This window comes from Persicobacter sp. CCB-QB2 (assembly GCF_001274635.1).
Lineage (GTDB): Bacteria > Bacteroidota > Bacteroidia > Cytophagales > Cyclobacteriaceae > Persicobacter > Persicobacter diffluens.
In genome coordinates this window covers 1325330-1347874 of the sequence record NZ_LBGV01000001.1, presented here as the reverse complement: position 1 = coordinate 1347874, position 22545 = coordinate 1325330, and the positions used below count along the sequence as shown (strand labels likewise).

Genomic DNA, 22545 nt, shown 5'->3' with positions numbered 1-22545 from the left:
AATCCGATGAAAAAAATACTTTTAATTGAGGATAACCATGAGATGCGGGAAAATACCGCGGAAATCCTTGAGTTGGCCAATTATGAGGTGATTACTGCTGAAAACGGAAAGGTAGGAGTTGAAAAAGCTCAAAAGGAATTGCCTGACCTTATTGTGTGTGATGTAATGATGCCTGAATTGGATGGTTATGGTGTACTTTATCTATTGGGTAAAAATCCGGCATCAGCGAGTATTCCATTCATTTTTCTAACTGCCAAGGCAGAGCGTTCGGATTTTCGCAAAGGAATGGAAATGGGGGCAGATGACTATCTGACCAAGCCTTTCGATGATATGGAATTATTGAATGCGGTCGAGAGTCGTTTGAAAAAAAGTGATTTATTCAAAAAAGATTTTGCTCAGGATCTGGGTGGTTTGGATGATTTCTTTAATACGGCAGAGAATAATGACCTGGCTTCTCTTTCTAAAGATCGCAAGGTGAAAACCTACAAGCGTAAGGAAATTATTTATCATGAAGAGGCGATTCCAAATGGATTGTTCTTCATTAGTAAAGGAAAAGTAAAAACCTATAAGACCAACGAAGACGCCAAAGAGTATATCACCGGCCTTTTTAAAGCGGGAGATTTTATTGGGTATATGGCATTGTTGGAAATAACGAATTATACGGAGTCTGCGATGGCTTTGGAAGATTCTGAAATTTGCTTTATCCCGAAAGAAGATTTCTTTTCTTTACTCACCAGTAAAAGAGAAGTGGCGCATAAATTCATTAAGATTTTATCCAATAACCTTAAGGAGTCTGAAGAGCGTTTGTTGAATTTGGCTTATAATTCTGTTCGCCAGCGCGTAGCTGAGGCATTGATCATGCTGGAGGGGCGTTATAATGAAAAGGATAAACCTGGTGATTTTACCATGTCCATCACTCGGGAAGACCTGGCGAATATTGTGGGGACTTCAACAGAATCGGTTATCCGGACCTTGGCAGATTTCAAAGATGAAGGGCTGATTGAGATTCGGGGAAGAAATATTAAAGTAATTGAATTAGGAAGATTGCAGTCCATTAAAAATGGGTTTTATTGATAAATAACTGTTATTCTTATAGTAAAGACACCCTTGAATTCCTGGTAGAATTTGAGGGTGTTTTTTTATGTAAGTATTTTCCATAATTATCATAAAATATCTTTGATTTTTGAAGAATATAGGCAATTTTGAACGTTAATTAGGAAAACAGGTGTATACGGCGAATAGTGCTCAGGCTATTGGCCTTTTGTGTTATGATGCAATCCAAACTACTTTTCTCTGCTATTATTTTAGCATTGTTTATGTTCTTTCAGGCCTGCAAAGCTCCCATGGTAGAGCGGGAGAATGTCGTGTCGATTAGTTTGGAAGACTATGTGGCGGGGAGTAATTTACCCTATGAAAAACAGCCAAACGGTTCTTATAAATATGAAGAGACAACAGGTGACCCTGATTTAGGAACGATTTCATCAGGAATGGTGGTAGAAGCTCGTATGGTGGTGTATAATTTAGAGGATCAGGAAATTGATAATGCGGTACAGCGTTTTCGAAGTTTATCGGAAGCTTTATTGCCTCGATCCTTGGATACTGCCATGGTTGGTCTAAATCAAGGGCAGTCCGTTCGTTTTTTAGTACCATCTTCTTTGGCCTGGAAATCTTATGCTTTTGATTTATTACCTTCTGATACTCATCTCCGGATAGATGTAGAAGTGCTTACGGTTTTTACACCAGCGGCCTGGGAAGCCAGGGAATTTGCCGAGGCAGAGCAATTAGCAAATGAAGTCATCGCTTCTGATAATTCTGGACAAAATTTAGAGGTAGAAGATTTAGGTCGGGGAGTCTATTATGTGAAAGATCCACTTGGTGTTTCTGCTCCATCGGTCTATGGGAGGCTTCGTGGGGATATGGATTTTAAAAATTTAGACCAATCCCAATATACCGCTTTTACGGACAGCACCCTTTATTACTATGGTGCCGGTGATGAGCGAAACAATTATATTGAAGGTTTTATTCATGCCTTTCCAAAAATGCAATACAACAAAACAGGCTACCTGACCATGGCCAGTTCCATGGCTTATGATGCGAGTGTCACGGTTGTTCCCTCTTTTTTAAGAGCACAATGTGCGGAGGATGGCATTATCGCACCTGCTTTTGTGAATGTCTTACCATTTGCCACCGCTCTTTTTACCATTGAAGAGTATGTGAAGGCAAATCCACCTGCAAATAATTAGAACATGAAGAGATCCGTCTTGAAATATTTTGGAGCCTTCGTGATAGGTTATTTGTGGGCACTTCCTGCTTTTGCTCAGTTCAATTTATCCGATGTTTATGCCACCCGACCTGCCATTAAATACAGTCCGGTGCGCAGAGTGCTGAATATGTTTTCCTTCGATGCCGGAGTGGGAACGGGACAATCCTTTTACAATCAGGATTTGTCAGGATTTGATCTGTATTACCGGGGAGATGATTTGTTAATTGGCATTCCTCAGGAAAACGGCTCCATGGATACGGTGGCTTATCGAAACTGGTTGACAAGGCCAGAGGCTGTAAGCATTACCGGAGGTGGTGGTAATGGAGGGGATTTTCCAGATATCCCTAATCCAATTCCTCCGGGCGGAGGTGTTGATGATGGGATATTGGATTCGGCCAATACGGTTTCTCATTATTCCAATCAGGATTTTCCGGAATTAGGGTATCGTGGTAGGGCGAGAGTCATACCGATCCATATGTCCATTTTCTTTAATTATAAAAAGTTTAGAGTGGGTTTTGGCTTTGAGGCAGAACACCATAAGTTTGATTATCTAAACCCCTATAACTCTTATAATGGCCTCATTGGAAGTTATGTGGATGATTTCTCTACATGGAATTTCAAATATAATCTATTGGTAGGCTATGAGTTTTTCCAGTTTATGGGCTGGAGTTATGTTGCTGAATTAGGTATTGGCAAATACAGCCTGGGGAGTGCATATGACAAGAATGTTCAAAAGCCGACGGTAGATATTCAGTTGGCGCTGCCGATGTATTTTCATGTGTCGGAATACTTTCGGGTTTTTATTCGTCCGTCTTATGAAATCCGAGGCTATTCCACTACTATTCCCGGGGCAACTTCTGCCATTAAGACCAATCAAAATAGTCTTAAGGTTACTTTTGGCTTGAGTTTTACCATACCTGAGATTCGTCGTTGTCCGATCCGAAATTGTGAAACCCAGCAAAAGCATCAGCATGGAGACCGGGAATTTCGCGGTCAGCCGATTTTCTATCCTCAGAATCCTCAAATCGGCCAAATTCCCCAAACCTATCAGAAATTGCGTTGGAAGCGTAAAAACCTGAAGAAAGGCAAGGGTGGTAAAGCGACTCCAAAGCCAGCTGGTAATTCCGCTGGAGGAGATAACTCCAAAGGTACCAGTGAGTAGTAATGTTTGTGGAGAAAATAGGCTCCTTTTTTGTTTATCATTATTAAAAAATCCTGAAATTCTACAGATTTTCTACAGAATTCAACCCTAAGTTTGGCGGGTAAATAATGTTGAAACCTACAATCAGTACAAAGGTAATTCAGCTCCTTATTTAACATAATCTATCGTCTAATTTTTACTTTATAAGCTTAGAAGGGCGCTAAAATGCTTTAAATTGAATTTGCTTAATCAAATAGGGGATTAGTTGCTCATTTTTTAGCTAAAAAACGTTAAAAGGCTCCCTGAGTATAGTGCAATACAGCTGAAATCTGTTATTTTTGTCAAAGCTTAAATGAATTAGAAATATTTTTAAGAATATGCCCGGATGTACTTTTTAGGGCAAACCTTTTAAAAACAATATGGCAAAAGGAGAGAATGAAAATATCATTCCGATTAACATAGAAGATGAAATGAGAGGTGCCTACATCGATTATTCGATGTCGGTAATTGTATCTCGTGCGCTTCCTGATGTTAGGGATGGTTTGAAGCCTGTACACCGCCGCGTGCTGTACGGGATGTTGGACTTAGGAGTCACATATAATAAATCTTACAAAAAATCTGCTCGTATTGTCGGGGAAGTGTTGGGTAAGTACCACCCACACGGAGATTCTTCTGTTTATGATACGATGGTGCGTATGGCTCAGGACTGGTCCTTACGTTATCCTTTGGTAGATGGACAAGGTAACTTCGGTTCTATTGACGGTGATTCTCCTGCAGCAATGCGTTATACGGAGGCTCGCCTTAAAAGAATTTCCGACGAGTTATTGTCTGATATCAATAAAAGTACGGTAGACTTTCAGCCCAACTTCGATGACTCTTTGAAAGAGCCGGAAGTATTGCCAGCAAGATTACCCAACTTATTGATTAATGGTGCTTCCGGTATTGCCGTAGGTATGGCCACCAATATGCCACCGCATAACCTGACGGAGGTAGTGAATGGTACCATTGCCTATATTGATAATAATGACATCACTATTCCGGAATTGATGAATCATATTACCGCCCCGGATTTCCCGACAGGTGGTGTGATTTATGGTTTCCAGGGGGTTAAGTCTGCCTTTGAAACGGGCAGGGGCCGAGTGGTGATGAGAGCCAAGGCAACGATCGAAACCACCAAAACCGGTAGAGAACAAATCATTGTAACCGAGATTCCTTATATGGTGAATAAGGCGGCAATGATTGAGAAAACCGCAGGTTTGGTCAATGAAAAGAAAATTGAAGGTATTTCTGATATTCGCGATGAGTCTGACCGTAAAGGTTTGCGCATTGTTTATGAATTGAAGAAAGATGCGGTAGGGAATATCGTATTGAATAATCTTTTCAAATATACTGCTTTACAGTCTTCTTTTGGGGTAAATAACGTAGCGCTGGTAAAAGGTCGTCCACGTACTTTGAACCTGAAAGAAATCATAAAATACTATGTGGAGCACCGTCATGAAGTAGTGGTACGTCGTACCCAATACGAATTGGCGGAAGCGGAAAAACGTGCCCATATTTTGGAAGGTTATCTGATTGCTTTGGATAATCTGGATGAGGTCATTGCGTTGATTCGTGCTTCCCGTGATCCGGAATTGGCGAAAAACTCTTTGATCGAGAAATTTGCCCTATCGGAGATTCAGGCGAAAGCCATTTTGGATATGCGTCTGCAGCGTTTGACGGGCATGGAGCGCGAGAAAATCCAAAACGAATATGCGGAATTGAAGAAGTTGATTGATCATTTGAATGCTATTTTGAATAGTGAGGAAATGAGAATGGACATCATCAAGGAAGAATTAGAAGAGGTAAGAGAGAAGTTCGGTGATGATCGCCGTACCGAGATTGTTCACTCTGCTGATGACTTTGATGTAGAAGACTTCATTCCAAATGAGGAAATGGTGATTACCGTTTCTCATGAGGGTTATATTAAACGTACCTTATTGTCTGAGTACAGAACACAGGGACGTGGCGGTGTAGGTTCACGTGGCGCTTCTTCTAAGGAAGATGATTTCACTGAATTGATGTTCGTAGCTTCCGCTCACAACTTCCTGTTGATTTTCACAGAGATGGGACGCGTATTCTGGAAACGTGTATACGAAGTTCCGGAAGGATCCAAGACTGCTAAAGGTCGTGCGATTCAGAACCTGATCAATATTGAGCAGGGGGATAAAATCCGCTCTATTGTAAATGTGAAAGATCTTCGTGATGAGGATTATGTGAATAACAATTACCTGATGATGGTGACTACCAAAGGGGTAGTGAAGAAAACCATTTTGAGTGCTTACTCGCGTCCACGTCAGGGAGGTATTAATGCAATTTCTATTAATGAAGGTGATCGCCTTTTGGATGTTGCCTTGACTTCCGGTAATGACTTCATCATGTTGGGTACCAAAGCCGGACAGGCAATCCGATTCAATGAAGAGGATGTTCGTGCTATGGGTCGTACCGCAACGGGTGTTCGCGGGGTAACTTTAGCGGATGATCAGGATGAGGTAATCGGAATGGTGGCCGTTAATTCTGAAGAGGAAGCCAATATTTTGGTGGTTTCAGAAAACGGTTTTGGTAAGCGTTCGCTCATGAGTGATTACCGAATTACCAAGCGTGGTGGAAAAGGTGTTCGTGCGATGAACATCACGGAAAAAACCGGAAAGCTTGTCGCCTTGAATGAGGTAGTGGATACGGATGATTTGATGATCATCACCAAATCCGGTATTACTATCCGTATGTCAGTGGATGGCTTGAGAGTGATGGGCCGTGCTACACAGGGCGTGAAATTGATCCGTCTTCAGGAAGGAGATGAAATTGCCTCCATTGAGCGCGTACAGCAGTTGGAAGCAGTGGTAGACTCGGAAAATGTAGAAGTGGAACTTCCTGCCGAAACTGCAGAAGGTAATGAATCGAATGAAGCGGTAGACAATACCGACGAAAATTCGGAAACAGAAGAAAATTAAAAACTGATTATTATATCATTTATCAAAATCACGTTATGAAACGACTATTTGTAACCGCATTGATGGTAGCTACTGCAGCTACAATGTCATTTGCGCAAGTAACAAAAGGTTCTTCGACAAAAGCAGAAGGCTATTTGACTAAGGGTGAGCTTGACCAGGCTAAGACTGAAATTGATAACGCTATCAATTACATGAATGAGTTGGCGAAAGAAAAAGCAAAAAAAGCCCCTAAAGGAAAAGATTACTTTATCAAAGGTAAAATTTACGCAGCGGTAGCTACTGCAGATTCTACAAATTTGGATGAGGCGGCTTTGAAAGAAGCGATTGCTGCTTTCCATAAAGTTGAAAGCTTAGAGAAAGAAACTTCTCCTAACTATATCATGGCTGGTCAGCAAATTGAAGGCCTTTGGGGAGATTTGTTCAACAAAGGTGCTGGTGCTTATGGCGAAGCGGATTACGAAAATGCGGTGAAGTATTTCAACCAGGCTAAAATCGTAAAATCAGATACGACTAATTATTTGTATACTGCAATTGCTGCATCTCAGGCAGAAATGCAGCAAGAATCTTTGGATAACTTCAAAGGTTATGTAGAAGCAAAAGAAGCATTGAATGATACGGCTGATATGATTTATTATCAGCAAGTTATTTTGCTTGAGAGAACTTTCAAGGAAGATAATCAGGCGGCTTTAGCAGCGGTAAATGATGCTCGTAAATACTACCCAATGGATAAAAACCTTATCCAGGAAATGGTAGGTCTTTACTTGAAATTGGATCAGCCAGAGGAGGCTATTGCAAAAATTCAGAAGGAAATCGATGCTAACCCAAACAGTGAAATCCTTTATTACGATTTGGGCTATGTTTATGATCAACTAGCGGCAGGTGCTAAAAAAGCAGAAGATGCTGAGAAAATGGCTGAATACTCTGCTAGTGCATTGAAAGCTTACGAAAGTGCAGTAGAAATCAAGCCTGATTATTATGATGCGGTATTTAATATCGCCGTAAATTACTACAACACTGCTGCGGCAACTTGGAATGAGGCAAATGATATGTCTATGGAAGAGTACCGTAAGCGCGGTGAAGAAGTAGAAAACAAGGCAAAACAACAATTCCGTGAGTCTATTCCATATTTCGAAAAGGCACGTGAGTTGAAGCCGGAAGATCGTATGTTGTTGGAAACTTTGGCAGGTACTTACTTGAAAATTGGTGAGAAAGAAAAAGCTGCGGAGATTCAAACACAACTAGAGTCTCTTCCTGAATAAGGAATAACAAGTATGAAAAAATGGAAAAGCCGCTTTTAGCGGCTTTTTTTGTTCATATAGTCGACTTAACCTGAGTTATACAACTCTTAATTCTGTATTCATGCTTAAATCGGCTATTTTCAATCTGATAAGGTGGTGTTTATTGATATGTTAATCATCAAAATTGGGGTAAGCTTGCGTTCTCCACATTCATCTGCCTGCTTGGGAAAAAATCGAAATAGGAAAAATTACTTCATTTTTCCCGTCTTATGGGAAAACGAGGGTTTAAGTAGGAATATTCTGGTTTAAGGTCGCTGGTAAATTGGGGGAAGTTGAGGGTAGGTGCTCTCATATTTGCTTTTGAAATTCCCAGTGTTGTATACTTGTATATAAATTGAGAGAAAATACTGCAGGTCTATTTAACATAAAAAATATCTTTCGGCAATAAAAAACCCGACACATGATCGGGTTAAAAAATTACTTTGTTTTTTGAGGAGGGTGGAGTGGGATTTTGAAAGAAAAAATACTTCCCTGATCAGGAACGGATTGAATATCAAAACTTCCCCCATGCATTTTGACAAATTTTTTGAAAAGATAAAGGCCTAAGCCAGAACCTTTTTCTCCTGCGGTTCCTGAAGTGGTATAACCATCTTCTTCCACTAATTGCTGGACTACATCTTCTGTCATTCCCTGGCCCGTATCTCTGACCGCCATATGGAAATAATCTCCTTCCGATTGACCACTGATCATGATCTTTCCTCCATCGTCAGTAAATTTAATCGCATTCGATAACAAATTTCTGATAATGGTTTTAATCATTTCATCATCGGCATAAACTATGGCGTGCGGCTCTACTTCATTGACCAGCTCAATATCTTTATGAGAGGCCTGTAGCGAAACTAAATTTATCATTTCCAGGGTAAGGCGATAAACATCGACCTTTCTGGGGTTGAATTGAATTTGGTTTCTTTGGCTTCGGGCCCAGTTTAATAAGTTTTCCAATAAGGAAAAGGTAGATTCCGCAGACTCTCTTCCCAGGTCCAAAAAGGTTTTGAACTGTTTAGGCTCAAAGCTTTTTTGATTATCGGTGAGTAGCGAAAAAATGGACTTAATATTGCCAATAGGGCCACGTAAGTCATGTCCGATAATAGAGAACATGCGGTCTTTGGTGGCATTGGCTTTTTCTAATTCTTTTTGAGTATTTCGGAGATTAATATGATTACGTACCCTGGCCAATAGCTCAATGCCATTAAATGGTTTGGTGACATAGTCAATTCCACCTACTTCAAAACCTTTGACAATACTCTCCGATTCAGTTTTGGCCGTCAGGAATATTACTGGAATTCCCTGATTTTTAGGATCTTCTTTGATTCTTCGGCAGACTTCAAAACCATCCATCTCCGGCATCATGACATCTAATAGAATTAAATCAAATTCTATTTTTTCAATTTTTTCCAAAGCCTGCGGGCCGCTTTTGGCAAAAGTAATATTATAATTTTCCTGTTTAAGGATATTTGCCGCTACCTGTATATTTTTTGGAATGTCATCGACAATCAAAATTTTTGCATGGAACTGAGCAGACTGCATATATAGTATTGGTTATAAGTGCGATGTTGAATTTCAAAAAAGGCGGATATTATCGCTTTGCAAAATTAATCTAAATTGCGTTTTATAATAACATTTAGAATTTAAATATTAAAATTTGTAGATAAAAAAAGCCCTCGAAAGGGCTAAAATGTCATTTTGGAGTTTTTTTAAACCAGCTCTAGGCCTTCCACATCCGGAATGTTTAATTCTTCCACCATTTCAAAACGGAGTAAGTTATCCAAATTGGTTTCCTTATTCCAATGGGTGTGAAGTGTTAAAGCGGCTCCCAAAGCAGTGGCTCTTTGAACGCCATTCGTATAGAACTGAATGTCCGGCAAAATAGCCGGCAAAATTCTTTTGAAAGATTCATTGTATGAGAATCCACCTGCCATAAATACTTTCCCTACATCCGTATCTCCAATCACAGAGGTGATAGAGGAGGCCTGCAGACAGGATAAATCCAAAATTAATTGGTGGTAAGCTTCCTGAGGAGAACTAAAGGCCGATAGATCATTCAGGGGTTCCGGCTCTTCCGGAGAGAAGCGACTACCCAAAGCAGACTGCGGATAAAATCTTCTTTCCGGTGTCAGGCGGTTGATCAGATCAGAAATTACGCTCTCATCAGCCATTACCGATTTATAGAAAGTCCGATCAATATCAAAATGCTTTGCAATACGCTGCAAATGAAATTCGTGCTCTCTTCCCAAAAAGATTCTGGCCGTACGCATAACGTCCCCACGGAAGCTCAAAAGATCGAAGTTATCGTTGTAGATATCTTCGGGGGTCATTTTGGCATCCAATGAAGGGTTCGTGGCAGTACTCCAGGTACCGGTTGTTAAAACTACATAGTTACGTTCGAAACCTAATTGGTAGGGAACCATAGAGGCCGCGCCGCCAATAATTCCAATACCGACTTTCACTTCGCGGTTTTTTACAAAAATCTTTTCAGAAGAAGTGGTATTCACAATGGGAGGGAATTTGGAATACATTTTTTCCTTATATACCCAATCATGTGAGCGATCCTTTTTAAAATCCCATAAAGAAGAATGACATCCTAAATGGGTAATTTCAGAAAATGCTTTTCCGGTAATCACATACGAAAGGTATTGTGGAATTCCCAGAGAAGTGTGGATCTTCTTGAAAACCTCCGGCTTGTCATGCTTTAACCAGTATAATTGCATACCGGCATTCAACATGCCATGTTGCGGAGAGGAGGTCGCTAAAGCAAATTTGTCAGCGTCTCCGTATTTTTTATAAAATTGTTCCTGTATATGTTTAGGAATCGGCTTCCAGTAGCTATACACCGGGGTGACAGGCTTACCTGCTTTATTGATATGAACCCAGCTCGCACCGTAGGAGGTAAAATTCAATGCTCGAATCTGAAAATCTTTCATCTTCATGGCATCCTTAAAGGTTTTCTTTACCCACTCTACAATTGAATTTAAATCTTCACAAGCATCCCCATCCTCATCCGTTATGTCTTCGAAACGAGTGAGTTCCTCATGAACGATCTCATAATTTCTGTCAAAAAGAAAGAATTTTTTATAAGTACGACCTATGTCAAAAATTGCAATTACAGATTTACTCATAAGAGTTATTCAATGGTGGAATAGAAAAAATGAACAGGCACACGAATGACTGCTCAATTCAAGATACGAAATTATTAGTTTGTGACAATTTTTCCTAACTTTTTGTCCCTTAATGAGCCTTTATACGGGATAGTCTTTGCAAAATAATGCCCTTTACTGGCTCATCTTTTAGTAAGCGCCTTAATTTGCATTTATGAGTAATATTAGTTTCAGCCATTCTCTTTTATTTATATCACATCATTTTGAACAACAGATACTTGAATTTTTTAAATCAAAAAATATCAAATTGTCTTATAAGTCATTCTTAATCCTGCAATTAGTAGTTGAAAAGGAGGGTATTTCTCAACATGATATTGGCCAAAGGTTGGGCTTATCTAAAGTGCAGGTTTCTCGGCTTCTGGACCTGCTGGAGGACGAAGCCATGGTCGTGAGAATTCCGGGGAATGAGGATAGCCGGGAAAAAAATATTTATTCTACCAAGGTGGCTAAGCGAAATTGCACTATTTGGAATCTGGAGATTGAACAGATGTTGAAAAAAAGCTTGAAGGAAATTTCCTCTGAGCTGTGCATGAAAGGGATTGACTTCTTAAATTCGTGGCATAATAGTTTGAAGGCAATCATAAGCTAGTATATGGTTCCTTTGGTATTTTTAACTATACGAGATTAATGTTTAATATCCGTCTATATTCCTGCTTGATTTTAGTGAGTTTTTTCGCGGCTTGTGGTACTTCGAATAATACTAAAAATGAAGGCGCTGAAACCATTGATTTACAGCAAACTGATTATACTTTTTTTGAGGATTCTTTAAATATAGAATTTGCTAAGAACTTTGAGATTAGTAAACATTCCAATTTTAAAAAATTAGTACTTCATAGCCGCTTGAATAATAAGCATGAGGTCTCAGAATATTATCTGGTCAAGCGGGGAACGCCCTATCCTAAGGGAGTTCATTCCAGCAAAGTGATTGAAGTTCCGGTGAGAAAAGTAGTCGCCCTGTCCAATACCCATGTGGGAATGCTGGACCGCTTAAGAGGTCTGAGTGCCCTGAAGGGGGTTGATGCGCATGATTATATCCCTGACAGGACGATTCGTACGAAAATTGAATCCGGAGAAATTAAAGAAGTGGGGGCTTATTCAAAACTGAATGAAGAGTTGATCCTGGCAATGAAACCGGATGTGGTGCTTTATGATGATATGGGGCAAGATGAAACCTACCCGGCATTAAAGAGTCAGGGCATTTGCCTGTTGCCTATTTCCTCCTGGCAAGAAGAAACTCCCTTGGGAAGAACGGAATGGTTGAAAGTGATGGCTTTGCTATTGGATAAGCCTGAGCGCGCTACTTTAGCCTTTGACCGAACGCGAGAAAATTATTTTTCCTGGAAATCCTTTGCTGATACCTTGGATCGCTCCGTGAATGTAATTTGTGGCTTACCCTATAAAGGGGTTTGGCATATGGCCGGGGGAAAAAGTTTTACTGCCCAGTTTATAGAAGCGGCCGGAGGGAATTTTATGTTTAAAGAAAATGATGTGGTTGCGGCAGTGCCGGTGGATTTTGAAGTGGTCTTTAAAAAAGCGCAACAATCTCAGGTTTGGTTAAATGTGGGGCCGGTGAAAACGAAAGAAGAACTTGTTGACCTGGATGAAAGGTATGCGCTTTTTCCACCTTATAGTCTTAATCGAATTTATAATAATAATGGGCTTGAGATTGATGGGGTTAATGCCTTCTGGTACACGGGCTATTTGAACCCGGACTTAGTGCTGAAGGATTTGATCAAAATTATTCATCCGGAAGCTTTTTCAGATTCCACTTTGGTGTATTATCGTCCAATTAATTAATGAGAGGAGAATTCAAATCCGTTCGTTGGCTTTTGCTCATTTTCATTCTGATTCTCCTTTTTTTCCTGGATGTAGGAATGGGATCTGTAAAAATTAGTTTTTCAGAAACCTTTTCCCATTTAATAGGCTCTGGAGAAGATGAAATTATTCAAGCCATCATTTTCAAAATCAGAATGCCCAGAGCTTTGGCGGCCATAATTGTTGGGGCCGCATTAGCCGTGGGAGGCTTGCTGATGCAATCTCTTTTTGGGAACCCATTGGCCGGTCCATCTGTATTGGGTATTTCTTCCGGCGCCAGCCTTGGTGTAGCGATGGTCGTTTTAGGAATTGGAGGTAATGTTTCCGCCTCATTTCTACAGACCGTGGATGTGGGTAAAAGTTCGCTTTTGGTTGCTGCGGCATTTGTGGGAGCATTGATGGTTTTTTTATTGATTTTAGTATTGGCCAGTAAGCTTAAAGATGCAGTAAGTTTGTTAATTGTCGGGGTGATGATTGGCTTCTTAACCAACGCCATTGTAGCCATTGGTCAGTATTTTTCCAGTCCAGAAATGATCCAGGATTTTCTGCTATGGTCCCTGGGTAGTTTAGCCGGTTTGAATAGTAGCCAACTTTGGGTAATGGGAACCCTGGTAGGAATGAGTGTTTTGGCTGCTTTTTTTATGGCCAAGCCATTGAATATTCTATTGTTGGGAGAAAATTATGCCTTATCAATGGGGCTTTCTATCAAGCGTATCCGGATAGCGATTATTGGAATCACCAGTGTTTTAACAGCCGCCACGGTTTCTTTTGTGGGTCCCATAGGATTTGTAGGAATTGCGGTTCCGCATTTAGCCCGGCGATTTTTTTTAACGGCAAGTCATAAGACTTTAATTCCCGCCTCGGTATTAGGAGGAGCGATATTAATGTTAATTTGCGATTTGATTAGCAAATTACCATATAGTCAGGCCGTATTGCCCATGAATGCGGTAACGGGATTGGTCGGAGCGCCTATCGTAATTTTTGTGATTATTAAAAGAAGGTCATGAGTGAAGTTCCGCAGTTAAAGATAGATAATCTAACGGTCGGGTATCCGCAGAAAACCTCAGGTCATTGGAATATTGTGCAGGCCGGCTTAAATGCTGAAATTCATTCCGGAAAAATGATTGGACTCCTTGGAGGAAATGGCGTGGGTAAATCTACCCTGATGCGAAGCCTGTTGAAAATGCAGCCCATTGTAAAGGGGCAAGTTTTTTTAAATGGTAAAGACCTGGCTATGATTGCCCATCAGGCATTGGCGAAGGAAATTTCAGTAGTGCTTACCGATAAAATAAGCACGCCTTTTTTGACGGTAGAGGAATTAATATTTAGTGGACGAAGTCCCCATACCAATTGGTGGGGAAGGCATAGTCAGGCTGATGTTGATATAGTGGATCGAATTGTGGAGAAGCTGGGCATTGGTCACATCCTTCAACAACCTATCACGGATTTATCCGATGGGCAAAAACAATTGGCTCTAATTGGCCGGGCACTTGCCCAGGACACCCCCATTATTTTTCTGGATGAACCCGCAGCACATTTAGATGTGCCCAATAAGATTGTGATTTTTAGTATTCTTCGGGAGTTGGCGGCTACCGGCAAAACGATCTTAATTAGCTCGCATGAGCTTGACCTGAGTCTGCAGTTTTGCGATGAAATACTTTTATTGCATAAGGAGAAAAGTCCGGCATTTGGGATGCCGGAGGAGATGGTGCTCTCCGGAGAATTTGCCGCTTTTTTTGAGAAAAAAGAAGTGACTTTCAATGCTGAAAGTGGAAGATTTGAGGCACCTTTGGTGTTAAATAAAGCTATTCAGCTCGTCAATTTTTCAGCTTTAGAGCAGAAATGGCTCCAACAAGCCCTAGCGAAAATTGGAGTAGGGATTAATCCCAATGTTCAAGAAAAAGTAGAGAAAATCGGTAATGACTATGTCTTTAATAAAGTGATTTATAGGCGACTATCTGATTTAGTAAATGCGGTAGGTAAAGGTCTTATTTAACATAATAGGAGGTACTATTATTGCAAAACTACATTTCAGCTCTACACAAATAGGAGGGCCTTAGAAAGAGCGGTGTCAATTTCGACTACCGCATTTTTTTTGCGCGCTATTTTAGTTTCATTTTGAAACCAAATTAAGTAAGAGGAATCTTTCGAGAAATAACTCTCTATTCAGAATAAAGATACCGATTCGCGGAGGCGATATAATCGACAAGAGGAAAGGGTTTAAATGTAAAATGAATTTCTTTTCATTCAAGATTTAAATTTGATCTTTGAAAAAATCCAAGACTAAGAAATTTAGCAAAACCAAAGCGCGGATCCTGCCATTATGGCATGGCTAATTTTTGATATACTGGTAAGGGCTATTTCCTGTTTAACCCGAATTATTCACCGCTATATTTATTAAACAATCGTGGGTGACTTATTTTCAACCCTTTAAAACTTATTTTCTTTGAATTATAATAGCCCAAATTTGGGCAAGCTTGCTTTAATTCTCATTCATCTGTTTCGTTGGAAAAAACTCGAAATAGGAAATCATTCCTTCATTTTTTCTGCCTTACAGCTAAACGAGGATTATAGCATGAATAATCCGGGTATTTGTGAAACAGCGGAATTGAATTTGGACAGGAGCAATAACTCAAACGAAATTGGTTTGCTTAGGAGCGTGTTTGAAAGCGCACCATCCGTCGGCGATTTGGAATTATTGGATGGATGCTATTTTTGAAAGTTACTGAATAATAACGATGTTATTGTGTCAAAGTAAATCGGTTATCGTTTCAGCAATACTCAAATTTTCGGTGTGGGTTAGGCTTGTTAACCAGCCCTAATTCATATTTAGCTGTAAGGCGGGAAAGTGAGGAATTATTTCCTCTAAAAATCAGGGGAAACAATCTCAACATAAGGAAATCAATAGTTCGTTTAGGTTAATTCAGTCCGTAGTCGGGGGTCCGGTTCAGCGGGTGAGGTAAATAAATGGGCTAAACTATGCTGTTGTTAGAATAATTAATTCCGTTTTTGGCCGTGTATATTTTATCGCTAATAATTGCCGTGCTACTCCAGGTTTTTGGTGATTAAATTTTGCGTACTGTTGAAAGCAAAAGAGCTTTAGAGTGGGCCTTTCTGTCGACTAAAGATTTTCCGTTTGAATGTAATTTCTGGCCTTGATCAAATAAGTTAGCTTTTTACGGTGCGCCGATGAATTTTTAAGCGAAATATTTGAGTACATTGAATTACACGGTATAGATGCCATTGGCCATTTAATTTTTTTGACTTAGTAGCTAAAAGCATTTTTTATTTCTGTACTGAATTTTTGATGTAGGCTTATTTTAGCTTATTTCAACTTTAATTATAACTTGTATTATGTTAAATAAGACGTTATAATTCATTGAGCGTTAGCTACTTACAGATAACCTCTCTCAAATACAAGTATTAATTTCATAAACTGCTTCCATAATCTCTTCTTTCGATATATATATATCATGCCAAGCACAGGCTTTGTCAAGCTGACCTTGCTGAAGATAAGCATAAGCAAGCAAATTTGTGGTTAGCGGAATATTGGGGTCTTTCTCGTAGACCTTTTCCAAAAGCGCGATGGCTCTGGAATAATTTTTCTTTTTAATGAAGAAGTACGCTTTATTTCGGTAAGCCCACTGATTATATGGATCTATTTGAATGCTATTATTAATGTCTGTTTGTGCAGCACCTAATTGATCCATCTGTAAATGCGCAAAAGCGCGATTATTCAGCACAAAAGGCAATCCCCCTTTGATAATTAATGCTTGTCCGTAATCTTTAATAGCGGATTGATAATCTCCTTCCGCTGCGGCAATCATTCCCCGGACATTAAAGGCAAAAGGATTCTTTTCATCGAGTTCCATCGCTTTTTGTATATCCGCTTTAGCCGCTGAATAGTCTCCTAAATAATAATAATTGGAAGCCCGGTTAATCCACAACTCCTCATTGGTGCTATCTTTTTGGATCGCTTTTCCAAAAGCAATGATGGCATCATCGTACTCATACAAAGCCATTTTCGCTAATCCTTCCGTAAAAAACACCGGTAAAGTATCAGGATATACCTTCGCGACCTGCTGAATATCTCTTAAGCATTGATAATATTCTTTATAATCTAAAAAAGCCTGGGCTCGATTATAATATGCTCCGGTGAAATTTGGATCATAAGCCAATGCGGAATTGAAATCTTCTATGGCAGCTCCCACTCTACCTAATTTCTGTCGACAAACACCTCTATTATTATAGGCATCCACAAAATTTGGATCCATCTCGATGGCTTGTCCAAAATATTGTTCTGCCTTTTCCCATTCCGCCTGTTCAATGGCAATTTTTCCTTTCAAAAAAAACTGATCACGCCTTTGGTCTTTGTCAAAAAGACCACAGCTTGATAGGAACAATATACCAGCGAGGATAAATTTTCGGTGTTGCATAAAAAAATGAGAGGGAATTTTCATCCCTCTAAATTATGTTAAATATAAATTACTTAGGCAAATGAACACCTGCCACCATACATCTGACAGAACCTCCTCCGAATTGTTCAATAGTATGAACATTCATTGGCAAAAGCGAAGTGTATTGCTCCAAATGATTTTTCTGAACGTCTGTCAGGGAATCAAATGAAGTTTGCGACATTAAAAGGAAAGTCTTTCCCTCCTGATTTTCCACCTGAATCATATTTCCAGCGAAGGCATACAATTGGTCAAAAGAAATGTCCACTATTTCATGTCCGGTATTTTCTAAGCTGGCGATAAAGGCTTTCTTCTCCTCATCCGGCTTTAAAGCATCCGTACAAATTACCGCAAATTGATCACCAATTGCCATTACCACATTGGTATGGTAAATATCCATACCGTCTTTATCCACTGCATCACACAATACCGGCTTAAATCCCAGGCGATCACATAACTGGCGGAAGAGTTTTTCCTCGGTACGACTGGAGCGTGTTGCATAAGCCAATTGATGAGGATAATCAAAAATAATGGATCCCGTTCCCTCCAGGATAATATCCTGATTTTCATAGTTGGTAATATCCAATACTTCCCTGACTTTAAAGCCAAATTCCGATTGCAGCCTGCCGATTACATCCATTCTTCTTTCCTGCCGTCTATTGTTGGCTAGCATTGGGTAAAGCACCACTTTGCCATCTTCATGAAATGAAATCCAGTTATTTGGAAAAATTGAATCAGGCGTATGCGGCTGTTCGGTATCTTCTACCACCATAACCTCAATACCGTTAGCCTGAAGCTTTTCTACAAATTCATCAAATTCAGCTAAGGCTTTTTGTTGAATTTCCGCAGGTGTTAATTGGGTTTCTGAATGTTGAAATGCATTGCTTTCCGCAGTTTCTACATTAAAACCAAAGCGCACTGGGCGCACCATCATCACTGTATGGGCTGTTTGTTTCATCTATTCATTATTTTCCCTTAATCAAAATTACACATTCAATTCAATGGAAAAAATGCTGAGGATAATCTTTTTTTAAGGCAGCAATAATAGGTTGACATCAAATCGGTTATAGCAATATGCCCTTTCCACCTTAAAAAGACAAGGTTTTAAATATAACGACATAACTATAATTAGCCTCAAAAAATGGTGTTTGATAGTAGTTTTGCTTTTCATGCTAGATATCTGTCTTAATCCTACTCGTTAGGATGAAAGATTAATGCTCCATTTCAAGATTGTTCCAATGAAGCAGAGGATTAAGAAGAATACAAGCCTGCCTGAATTAGGGCTATTACAAATCAAAGACAACAGCTATTAATAGCTTAATACAAATTACTGGTGTTAAGGCAATAAATTGAGGGGTTGATAACTTAGGTGAAATCGTGTTACTTTAATCCATTTATTTGAAACACATAAAAACCGTTATTCATTAAATACCACGTTTTTATTACCTTGGCCTAACTGATATTTTGAAATATGAAAATATTAATTGCCCCGGATGCTTTCAAAGGTAGTTTATCCGCTCCTGAAGTAGTTCAGATCATTCAGGATGCTTTAGCTGATTTTTCAAATAGGATTCAATCATTTGCTTTCCCTCTTGCTGATGGTGGAGAAGGATTTGTAGACTGCCTAAAAAAGGATTCCTCTAGAATAATGGATGTGAAAACATCTGACCCACTAGGGCGACCAATCAGCGCGCAGTATATTCTGAATGAAGATACCGCCATTATTGAAATGGCCAGTGCTTCCGGGCTTCCCTTACTTCGGGAGGAAGAATTCAATCCCTGTTTAAGCAGTACTTATGGGACGGGTGTTATGATTAGGCAGGCGATTGCAAAGGGAATTCGAAAATTCATTATCGGAATCGGTGGAAGCGCAACCAATGATGCCGGCACGGGCTTGCTACAAGCTTTAGGTTTTGAATTCTTTGACGTGCAGGGAAATATTTTAGGTACTGGCGGTCAAATCCTTTCACGTATCCACTGTGTTAGTGAGCAAAATTTATTGCCGGAGCTAAAAAACTGTCATTTTCAGATTGCCTGTGATGTTCAAAACCCCTTCATTGGGCCAGAGGGGGCCGCTTTTATTTATGCGCCCCAAAAAGGTGCGAATGCTCAAATGGTCGAACAACTGGATCAGGGCTTAAGAAACTTTGCCCATGTTATAGCGCGACATAATGGTAAAGAAATTCAAAAAATTGCAGGCGCCGGTGCTGGCGGTGGCATCAGCGGAGGACTATGGGCTTTATTAAATGGAAAGTTAAAATCCGGTTTCGATATTATTTGCGAGGCAAAAAATATTGATCAACTCTTACCTAAGGTAGATCTCATCCTCACTGGAGAAGGAAAATTGGATCGACAAAGCCTGGAAGGAAAAGTCTTGAAAGGACTCTATCAAAGAGCGCTTCCCTATCAAATTCCGATAATTGCCTTTGCAGGAAAAGTTGAAGCTGATATCCTCAGTGATCTGAAAATAAAAAAGATAAGGGCATATGAAATCAGTATAGAAGGTCAATCTTTAGCCGAGGCAATGGCACCTAAGCAAGCAATGATAAATTTAAGAAATGCAGTGCTGGAATGGATAGGTCAATATGGTCAATAAGCATCAACCCCATTCATTAAAAAGCGACTCTCTATTATTTATTTGTATCGATATATATTTGTATTCCTGTTAAGAGCTATTCGCAAAAAACATAAAAATCTAATGTCAATCCTGATGCGTGTAATATCAAAGAGAAAAACAATATTAATTACTAAAGGAAGGCGCTATTCATTATGTTAAATTAACTCTTTCTATATGAGTCAATTTAACACTGTAGCCAAATTATTTTTGCTATAGTTTTCAATGAGTTGTTAGGCAGGAAAAATGAAGAGAAAGCTAGCCTACTTAAAATTGGGCTATCAAACATTATCTCCCCCATCCATTTGTGTTGATATTAAAGACTTCGCTTGGATGCCTACATCGACCTGTGATTAGACTTATATAAGCCCCTCTGGAGCGTATTTAAAACCGTCCCCCCGACTACAAATTCGAATTACAGGAGGCGATTTGGGTTAAATTCTCAACAATACCGCTGCTATGCTCTCAAAATAATCGGGTATCGCTTCTGAAAAACTTCAAATTTCCGTTAGAAATTTTTGCATTTAAACACCCTCTAAAACTCCTGCCCATTTATTTCTCCACCATATCTTTTAGGCTCTCAGTTGGTTCTGTTAGGGTTTTATTTTCTTTTAGCTCTTTTGAGTCATCTGCATAAGTAAAAGATGCTTGCATTGCGATTTGCAAAAATCCCAGTACCGCAAAGAAAATAGTCCCGACAAAACCATAAAAAGTATGTTCGAAGAATTGTGAAAAGGCGAAGCCCACTATCATGGCAATTCCGGCATAGGCCCAAATATTCTTAAACCGTATCGCTTTAAAAATAAATTGGCCAATCGCTATTCCAAAAATTAAAAAACCCACCACCCCGTTTTCCAATAGGGTTTGGAAGAAGGTATTATGCGTATTATTCATGATCCAAACGCCATGGCCCCAGTTCAATACCCGATCGCGGAAGTAATTTTCTCCCCACCCAAATACCAGCATGCGGTAGTCTGTTTTGGCATGTTTCCACATTTCCATCCAGGTATTGAAGCGAATCGTGGCATTTCCTGTTTCATTGGCATAAGAAATAAGCAGTGGCGCAATGGAAGCTAAAATGATCAGCCCCCCAGCTACAATAAGGCCCATTTTCATCCAACGGTCCTTCGTAAAGGAAAAATACAAAATCGTGTACATCAAAAAAGTACCAATCAAAGCCCCTCTTGAAAAAGTAAAGACAATACCCAAAAATATGGCCACCAGTGCAAAAAGCGCTAAGCGCTTCCTACTCTCATACCATAGCGCATAGGCGATTGGAAATACAACCACTAAAAAAGAACCCAAAGCATTGAAGTGTCGGAAAGTACCGGATCCCAAAACAGTAGACTTCGCTCCTCCGGGAAAAATATAAGCGAAATAATTTCGATTAAAAGTATGGAGCTCTTCCCCTACTAAATTTTCAAAATAAGGCTCTCCGGTAGTGGCTTGGGAAATTCCTATACAGGCTTCAAAAACACCTAAGCCTACTAAGGCAATCACACAAAAACGAAAAACATCCTTCCGTTCATTATGATAAAGTAAAAAATAAAAACCCAGTCCTATGATTGTATTTACCAACAATAAATAGGAAGCGGCAAAGCCTCCCGGAAATCCCCGGACAAAAATCACATTTAAGAAGCGATAGGCAAAGTAGATGATCATCCAATTGAAAACTATACCTTCTTTACGCTGAATTGCCAGCAAAGCATAGCACAAGGCCACCATGTCCGTAAGTAAAGCACAATAGATATAATAATTAATACTTTCCGAATGTGCAGCAGGAATAATTTGCAGCACGGTGGTCATCAGGAGGAAAAAAAATAGCCCTTTACGGGCCAAAAGAAATAATCGATCAAAAGTAATTTCCATGGCGAAGGTCGAGTCTCACCAATGAAAACGCACCAGCCAGCAAATGTTTTGAATTTATCGGATAAACTTTAGAAAGAATTATCTGGAGAATACCCATTGCTCTCTTTTTCTTCCCAGAAAAATAAAACAAAGAGCGGGTATGTTCATCAATACACCATATTGTAAAGGAATGATGGCCGACTCCGGCATTTCTAATAAAGACATGGCGACAAAAATAGCAGTCCCGGCATTTTGAATGCCTACCTCAATGGACATCGTGACCTGGTCCCTGCTCGTAAAATTAAACAATAGCGCGCTTAACCAACCTAAGCCACAAGCCAGCACACAGAATGATAAAATCAAAATTGAATTCCAGGTGAAAATATGTTCCCAAAAATGCTCATTCATGCCCACCACAAGACCTACCATAAAAATAAAAACCCAAATAGCGCTTTTATCAAATCGATTAACCCAGCGAGAATTCCGCCCCCAATAATGTCCTAACAGGAGGCCCAGCCCTAAAGGTAACACCGTAACCACAAATAATTGTAGCACCGTTTTTTCTATAGGAATAGCTATTTCAAAATGTGTAAAATACGAAAGAAAGAATGGCAAAGTCAAAGGGACTAACAAACTACTGATAGTAGTCATCATAATAGATAAGGGTACATTCCCCCGACTCAGATAGGTAATGGAGTTTGAAGAAGCTCCTCCCGGGGAAAGTGCTACTAAAACCAAGCCCAAAGCCACTACATTGTCCAGATAAAATACCTGCAGAAACAACCATACTAGTAAAGGCATAGCCAAAACCTGCAGCCCAACGCCCAAAATAATTTTCACTTTTTCCTGCCCAAGATTTTTAAAGGCGGCAAGCTCCGTCTTTAATCCTACGCAGAACATCAACCAGGCTAATGCTATTGGTAATAAAACAGTTAACAATCTAATCCAAATTTTTTTCAGTACAAAAAAA

16 protein-coding genes are annotated in these 22545 nt (G+C 39.7%); 10 read left to right on the top strand and 6 right to left on the bottom strand.

Annotated elements, in window-relative coordinates:
• Positions 1-6: 6 nt before the first annotated feature.
• The 5 genes from NG22_RS06105 (at position 7) to NG22_RS06085 (ending at position 7650) form a co-directional block, all read left to right on the top strand.
• On the top strand, positions 7-1074 hold the full coding sequence (locus tag NG22_RS06105; RefSeq protein WP_053404908.1) for a response regulator: 1068 nt from the start codon (positions 7-9) through the stop codon (positions 1072-1074).
• A 194-nt stretch (positions 1075-1268) separates the two neighbouring features.
• Positions 1269-2243, top strand: a complete 975-nt coding sequence (locus tag NG22_RS06100) for a hypothetical protein (RefSeq protein WP_053404907.1) — start codon at positions 1269-1271, stop codon at positions 2241-2243.
• Between the two features lie 3 nt (positions 2244-2246).
• On the top strand, positions 2247-3425 hold the full coding sequence (locus tag NG22_RS06095) for a hypothetical protein (RefSeq protein WP_053404906.1): 1179 nt from the start codon (positions 2247-2249) through the stop codon (positions 3423-3425).
• Between the two features lie 398 nt (positions 3426-3823).
• Complete coding sequence (gene gyrA / locus NG22_RS06090; RefSeq protein ID WP_053404905.1) at positions 3824-6391, top strand: DNA gyrase subunit A; 2568 nt, start codon at positions 3824-3826, stop codon at positions 6389-6391.
• Between the two features lie 35 nt (positions 6392-6426).
• A complete protein-coding gene (locus NG22_RS06085) occupies positions 6427-7650 on the top strand; it encodes a hypothetical protein (RefSeq protein ID WP_157600885.1) in 1224 nt (407 codons plus the stop codon).
• A gap of 456 nt (positions 7651-8106) precedes the next feature.
• Here NG22_RS06085 and NG22_RS06080 read toward each other — a convergent pair whose 3' ends face one another.
• The gene (locus tag NG22_RS06080; protein WP_053404903.1) at positions 8107-9216 is read right to left on the bottom strand and encodes a hybrid sensor histidine kinase/response regulator; all 1110 of its coding nucleotides are present in this window, start codon (positions 9214-9216) and stop codon (positions 8107-8109) included.
• Between the two features lie 167 nt (positions 9217-9383).
• Positions 9384-10805, bottom strand: coding sequence for an FGGY-family carbohydrate kinase (locus NG22_RS06075; RefSeq protein ID WP_053404902.1), 1422 nt, complete (start codon positions 10803-10805; stop codon positions 9384-9386).
• Positions 10806-11091: 286 nt separating this feature from the next.
• On the opposite strand from NG22_RS06075, the gene NG22_RS06070 reads away from it, so the two are divergent.
• The 4 genes from NG22_RS06070 (at position 11092) to NG22_RS06055 (ending at position 14655) form a co-directional block, all read left to right on the top strand.
• Positions 11092-11433: a MarR family transcriptional regulator gene (locus NG22_RS06070; protein WP_172674338.1), complete on the top strand. Its 342-nt coding sequence runs from the start codon at positions 11092-11094 to the stop codon at positions 11431-11433.
• Between the two features lie 74 nt (positions 11434-11507).
• Positions 11508-12641, top strand: coding sequence for an ABC transporter substrate-binding protein (locus tag NG22_RS06065; protein ID WP_172674337.1), 1134 nt, complete (start codon positions 11508-11510; stop codon positions 12639-12641).
• Entirely contained in the window at positions 12641-13666 is a 1026-nt protein-coding gene (locus NG22_RS06060; RefSeq protein ID WP_053404899.1) for an iron ABC transporter permease, read from the top strand. Before NG22_RS06065 ends, NG22_RS06060 begins: the two co-directional genes overlap by 1 nt.
• The gene (locus tag NG22_RS06055) at positions 13663-14655 is read left to right on the top strand and encodes an ABC transporter ATP-binding protein (RefSeq protein ID WP_053404898.1); all 993 of its coding nucleotides are present in this window, start codon (positions 13663-13665) and stop codon (positions 14653-14655) included. The genes NG22_RS06060 and NG22_RS06055 overlap by 4 nt, the downstream gene beginning before the upstream one ends.
• A gap of 1414 nt (positions 14656-16069) precedes the next feature.
• On the opposite strand, the gene NG22_RS06045 is transcribed toward NG22_RS06055, so the two are convergent.
• Both NG22_RS06045 and ctlX read right to left on the bottom strand, forming a co-directional pair.
• Entirely contained in the window at positions 16070-17119 is a 1050-nt protein-coding gene (locus NG22_RS06045; protein WP_053404896.1) for a tetratricopeptide repeat protein, read from the bottom strand.
• A 25-nt stretch (positions 17120-17144) separates the two neighbouring features.
• Entirely contained in the window at positions 17145-18071 is a 927-nt protein-coding gene (ctlX, locus tag NG22_RS06040; protein ID WP_053404895.1) for a citrulline utilization hydrolase CtlX, read from the bottom strand.
• A gap of 513 nt (positions 18072-18584) precedes the next feature.
• On the opposite strand from ctlX, the gene NG22_RS06035 reads away from it, so the two are divergent.
• Entirely contained in the window at positions 18585-19709 is a 1125-nt protein-coding gene (locus NG22_RS06035) for a glycerate kinase (protein ID WP_053404894.1), read from the top strand.
• A 570-nt stretch (positions 19710-20279) separates the two neighbouring features.
• Here the strand turns inward: NG22_RS06035 and NG22_RS06030 are convergent.
• Together NG22_RS06030 and NG22_RS06025 are read right to left on the bottom strand one after the other, a co-directional pair.
• Positions 20280-21596: an O-antigen ligase gene (locus NG22_RS06030; RefSeq protein ID WP_053404893.1), complete on the bottom strand. Its 1317-nt coding sequence runs from the start codon at positions 21594-21596 to the stop codon at positions 20280-20282.
• A 78-nt stretch (positions 21597-21674) separates the two neighbouring features.
• Positions 21675-22514, bottom strand: coding sequence for a bile acid:sodium symporter family protein (locus tag NG22_RS06025; protein ID WP_072159045.1), 840 nt, complete (start codon positions 22512-22514; stop codon positions 21675-21677).
• Positions 22515-22545: the final 31 nt, after the last annotated feature.